This is a genomic window from Rheinheimera sp., assembly GCF_036568245.1.
In the GTDB taxonomy this organism is placed as follows: domain Bacteria; phylum Pseudomonadota; class Gammaproteobacteria; order Enterobacterales; family Alteromonadaceae; genus Alishewanella.
In genome coordinates this window covers 1-5,275 of record NZ_DATCSY010000220.1, presented here as the reverse complement: position 1 = coordinate 5,275, position 5,275 = coordinate 1, and the positions used below count along the sequence as shown (strand labels likewise).

The following is a 5,275-nucleotide window of genomic DNA, read 5'->3' as shown; positions in this document are numbered from 1 at the left end:
CGATTTTATGCTGCTAAGTGGTGATGATGCCAGTGCCGCTGAATTTATGTTAAAAGGCGGACATGGTGTCATCTCAGTAACAACCAACATAGCGCCAAAACAAATGGCACAGTTATGTCATGCTGCCCTTAGCGGTGATGTCGAGCAAACAGAAGCCATTGATAAAACACTGCAGGCGTTACACCGTGACTTGTTTATTGAGGCCAATCCTATACCGGCGAAATGGGCCTTACACAGAATGGCGTTGATAACATCTGATGAGGTGCGGTTACCACTAACGCAACTTGAACCAATTCACGGCAGCATAATCGAACAGGCATTAACACAAGCCGGTATTGAGTTTTGATCAGCATTAAAGCCCGATCGCACCAAATTTAGGAGTAGTAACGTGCAACATTGGATTAAAAGTAGTGTAGTAGCGAGTGTATTGCTGACAGGATGTTCATTACTGCAGACCGAGCCAACCGAAACGGTTAGCCAGGCCGAAACTGTACCAGAGCTCAAAGTACCAGCAGGGTTAAAAGCGCCCGCCAAGCCGGCAAAGTTTGATATTCCGGATTCAAAGCAAGCTAATACTGCGGTAGATATCCGATCACCTGCTCTGGTGCTTGGTACCGCGAGCAGTAGCAGGGTAGAAGAAGGCGACAAGTTATCGCGGGTATGGTTTGATCGCAACGATTACACCGGTGACCTGGTACCTTTTTTAAAGCAAATGCTGCAAACACAGTTCGCCGAACAAGGTATTGAGCTAAGCTCAGACGAGCAGGGGCTAAACTATACTACCGGCTGGATAGCACGTTCAGAGGAAGAAGGTTTCTGGTTCTGGAAATCCAGCCAGCAGCAAGAGCAGGCGCGCTATAACATCAGCATTGAGCCGCGCCCACACGGTCGCTCAGCAAGTGTTACCGTGACTATGCTGGAACATCAGTATTTCACACCGGAAGCCGAGTTAAGCAAAAGTGATACAAAACGGCAGGAAGTTGCATTACTTAATCAGATTATTGACCGGATTGGCAAAGAAGAAATTATTGTCGCCCGGGCTAATAAAGCTAAAGCGCCGGATGTATCGCTGGAGCCGGGAATGGATGCTGAAGGTAACCCTGCACTAGTGACGCCGCAGCCAATTGATGTTACCTGGTCGCAACTGGAAGCACTTTTTACCGAGCTAAACCTTAATGTGACTGATATTAACCGTTCAGCGTTTACCTATTACCTGAACTATGAGAAATCAGAGCCAGGCTTTTGGTCGAAAATCTGGGGCTCAGAGGCAAAACCAGTACTGCCGTTGCCAGCGGGTGAATACCAGTTGGTATTGAGCCGGGCAGATAAACAAACCGCCATCAGTTTACGGGACAAGAACGGTACCAGCCTTGATGCGGAGACCACGCTGGCGCTGCACGAGCCTTTTGTTCAGGCCATTCGGTTAGCCCGCATAGAGTTATAAAATACAGCCGGTGCTGTTCAGCTTCTAACGTCAGTTCGTACTGAACGGAGCAGAGCAGACTAAAACTGCCCAATGTTTAATGCCACCGCAGGGTGGCTTTATTTTTCTATAACGCATTGAAAGTGGCAGGCTTTTATCATTACACTGCGAATGATAAAAAAGGAGATTGTGAATGCTGGAAATACAGGATTATCTGAAAATACTGATCGGGATTTTCGCCATTCTGAATCCGCTTGGGGCATTGCCACTGTATTTGTCTCTGACCCAGCACTACAATACGGCCGAGCGACGTGCAACCGCGGCCAGTGCAGCCAAAGCGGCTACCATTATTTTGCTTATTACGTTGTTTTTCGGTGAATTTATACTGAGCTTTTTTGGTATATCGGTAAATTCGTTCAGGGTTGGTGGTGGCATTCTGATCTTGTTGATGGCCATTTCGATGTTATATGCACAAACCAGCAACGCAAAAAATACTGATGCGGAACGCGAAGAGGCAGAGCACCGTAAGTCAGTAGCTGTAGTGCCCTTAGCGATGCCGATGCTGGCCGGGCCTGGGGCGATAAGCTCGATTATTCTGTATGCTAATCGCAGTGATGGCTGGCAGCACTACGCTATTATGTCCGCTGAGATAGTGCTTATCGGTACCGTATTATGGGCTTTGATGCGTCTGGCAGATAAAATTTCTGCCCGCCTGGGCCAGACAGGCATGAATATTATTACCAGGGTAATGGGGCTGATACTGGCCGCCATTGCGGTTGAATTTATCAGTGCAGGTTTAAAAGGTATTTTTCCGGTTCTGGCCTGAGGTAAAAATAATGATTAAGGTGTTACGTGTTTTAACTCTGCTGTGTGGCGTGTCTGCCGTGGCCGTGCATGCCGGTCAGGTTGCCGATTTATATCAGGCCGATGTCGCAGCAGAAGGTGATTGGCAGCAAGCAGCCTTGAAACAAGTATTGGTTCGGGTAAGTGGTAAATCCGATATCGCCGGCGGCCAGGAGTTGGAAAGCGAGTTCAAACAAGCTTCGGCTTACATCAAACAGTTTGAAGCCGTGCGTCATGCCGATGGCAACCGTATGCGGGTACTGCTGGATGCCACTAAAGTAAACCAGCTGTTGCAACAACATAATATTGCCGTCTGGGGTGCACTTAGACCAGATATTCTGGTCTGGCTGGTGCAGCAGGACGAGGGAAACCGCAATTTTGTGCGGCGCTCTGAGCAGCCATTAAATACCTCGTTACGACAGTCATTTGGCCAGGCAGGTTTACCACTTTTGTTACCGCTTTATGATATGGATGACCTGTTGGCGCTGTCTGAAACTGATGCCTGGGCTGGGTTTTGGCAGCAGATTAACCAAGCCAGTGTCCGTTACCGGCCTGATGTTGTGGTCGTGGCTGCTGTTGACCGGATCGAGCAGGACGACGGGACGGTTTTCCGCTTGAATTGGCAGCGGCAGGACGCTGGCAGAACCTTCCGTGATGAAATCACCGCCAAGGATGAAAGCAGCTTAATGCAGAGCTTTGCGGCGTCGCTGTCGTCTCAGTTGGCGCAGCAATATGCCAGTTTAATGTCTGCCCAGGCCGGTACAGATTATGTGCTTGAGGTTCAGCGCCTTACTGATCTCGCAGCGCTGGTACAGGTGCAAAAGTTGTTGCAGCAGGTGGTTGGAGTTTCAGAAGTGACGATCGTCCGCTACGACAGCGATAGCGCACAGTATAAATTAAGCAGTAGTATCAGCGCCGAGGGGCTGATGAACGCGCTGCGGTTTAATCCGCGCTTACGTATTGCGACAGACCACAACGCTGAACAAGATCAGTCAGTAAGTACCATAGAGCAACCGGTTTTCTCTCGATTTGAGTACATTAAACCCTGATGCAACCACTACAGTACACGCTTGCCGTTACACTGCCGGAAGACGAAACGCTCGATAGTTTTTATGCTGCCGGGCAAAGCGAGGCTGTGGTTTTTCTGAAAAGCTATCTGCAACAAAGTGTGCAACAAAGCCCGGTTTATCTGTTTGGTGCCAGTGGCAGCGGTAAATCGCATTTACTCTACGCTGCTTGTGTACAAGCTCAGGAGCAGGGGCTGACCAGCCAGTTACTGACATTAGATGATTGCAGGCTGTTAAGCCCAAGATTACTGGATGATCTGGAGCAGCTGGATTTGGTGTGTCTGGACAATATTCAGGCGATAGTGGGCGATATCAGCTGGCAGACGGCGGTGTTCGATTTATATAACCGTATGCTTGAACAGGGTAAAGCGCTGATTATTGTTGGCAATGAAAGTCCTTCTCAGCTTGGCCTTCAACTGGCTGATTTGGTCTCCAGATTGCAAGCCTGCACAGCGTTCCAGCTGCGGTTGCTTACCGACGAAGATAAACACAAGCTACTGCAGCAGAAGGCGCGGTTGCGCGGAATGGAGCTGCCAGATGAGGTCGCCCGCTACCTGTTGAATCATCAGGACCGGGACATTCGCGCACTGGTCGTCATGCTGGATAAACTCGATAAAGCCACTTTAGTGCACCAGCGCAAGCTGACTATTCCGTTTGTAAAAGACATTCTTAACTAAAACAGCGTGTTCTTTGTAGAAAAAGTGCCTCAGCAGCCTGCGTTTAACACGCATTCTGGTGTATCATTGTCGGCTTTGACACTAGATAACCTTAGCTGCTTTGAGGACACGCATGAACCTAACAGCAATATTGGAAAATGCCTTACAGGCCGTAGCTGCGGCCACAGATATTCCTACGCTGGAAACCATCCGGGTGGAGTTTCTGGGGAAAAAAGGCAGTATTACCGAACTTTTAAAATCACTGGGTGCGATGGACCCGGAGCAGCGCAAACAAGCCGGCGCAGAGATCAACGAGCTGAAACAAAAGGTGCAGGACGCGCTGAATACACGCCGTGATTTGTTGCAGCATGAACAGCTGGCCGCCAAGCTGGCGCAGGAACAGATTGACGTCACCTTACCGGGCCGGACGCTGGAAACCGGTGGTTTACACCCGGTAACCCGCACTATTGAACGCATTTCGTCATTTTTTGCCGAGCTGGGGTTTGAGGTGAAGCACGGCCCGGAAATTGAAGACGATTTCCATAACTTTGATGCGCTGAATATTCCTGAGCACCATCCTGCCCGTGCAGATCATGACACGTTTTATTTCAACCCAAAACTGATGCTGCGCACGCAAACCTCAGGGGTGCAGATACGCACTATGGAACAGCAGCAGCCACCACTGCGTATTATTTCCCCGGGGCGGGTTTACCGGAACGACTACGACCAAACGCATACGCCAATGTTTCACCAGGTAGAAGGCTTAATGGTTGATACCAACGTTAGCTTTACTGAGCTAAAAGGTATTTTGCATGACTTTTTGCATAACTTCTTTGAAGAAGACCTGCAGATCCGCTTTCGGCCATCGTTCTTCCCGTTCACTGAACCTTCAGCTGAGGTTGATGTAATGGGTAAAAACGGCAAATGGCTGGAGGTACTGGGCTGCGGTATGGTGCACCCGAATGTACTGCGCTCAGTGGGGATCGACCCGGAAGTGTACAGTGGTTTTGCCTTTGGTATGGGGGTTGAACGCCTGACGATGTTGCGTTATGGCGTAACGGATTTACGTGCCTTCTTTGAAAACGATTTACGTTTCTTAAAACAGTTCAGATAAGCGGAGTTAATTTAGATGAAATTCAGTGAAGCCTGGTTACGCGAGTGGGTGAACCCAGCCATTGACACCAACACCTTATCTGAACAGTTATCAATGGCAGGTCTTGAAGTTGATGGTATTGAAACCGTCGCTGGTGAATTTAGCGGCGTGGTGGTTGGCGAAGTTGTTGAGT

At 49.3% G+C, this 5,275-nt stretch carries 6 protein-coding genes; all 6 read left to right on the top strand.

Annotation, left to right across the window (positions count from 1 at the left end):
* A partial coding sequence (locus VIN66_RS10190) for a dihydrodipicolinate synthase family protein (RefSeq protein ID WP_331923885.1) occupies nucleotides 1-346 on the top strand: 346 nt, incomplete at its 5' end.
* Nucleotides 347-388: 42 nt separating this feature from the next.
* Nucleotides 389-1,444 (top strand): outer membrane protein assembly factor BamC, encoded by a 1,056-nt coding sequence (gene bamC / locus VIN66_RS10185; protein WP_331923884.1) that lies wholly within the window; start codon nucleotides 389-391, stop codon nucleotides 1,442-1,444.
* Nucleotides 1,445-1,616: 172 nt separating this feature from the next.
* On the top strand, nucleotides 1,617-2,249 hold the full coding sequence (locus VIN66_RS10180) for a YchE family NAAT transporter (protein WP_331923883.1): 633 nt from the start codon (nucleotides 1,617-1,619) through the stop codon (nucleotides 2,247-2,249).
* Between the two features lie 10 nt (nucleotides 2,250-2,259).
* Nucleotides 2,260-3,315, top strand: a complete 1,056-nt coding sequence (locus VIN66_RS10175) for a DUF2066 domain-containing protein (protein WP_331923882.1) — start codon at nucleotides 2,260-2,262, stop codon at nucleotides 3,313-3,315.
* Nucleotides 3,315-4,010 carry a DnaA regulatory inactivator Hda gene (hda, locus tag VIN66_RS10170; RefSeq protein WP_331923881.1) on the top strand — a complete coding sequence of 232 codons (696 nt, stop codon included), beginning with the start codon at nucleotides 3,315-3,317 and terminating at the stop codon, nucleotides 4,008-4,010. Before VIN66_RS10175 ends, hda begins: the two co-directional genes overlap by 1 nt.
* 112 nt (nucleotides 4,011-4,122) lie before the next feature.
* Nucleotides 4,123-5,103, top strand: coding sequence for a phenylalanine--tRNA ligase subunit alpha (gene pheS / locus VIN66_RS10165; protein ID WP_331923880.1), 981 nt, complete (start codon nucleotides 4,123-4,125; stop codon nucleotides 5,101-5,103).
* Nucleotides 5,104-5,275 lie beyond the last annotated feature (172 nt).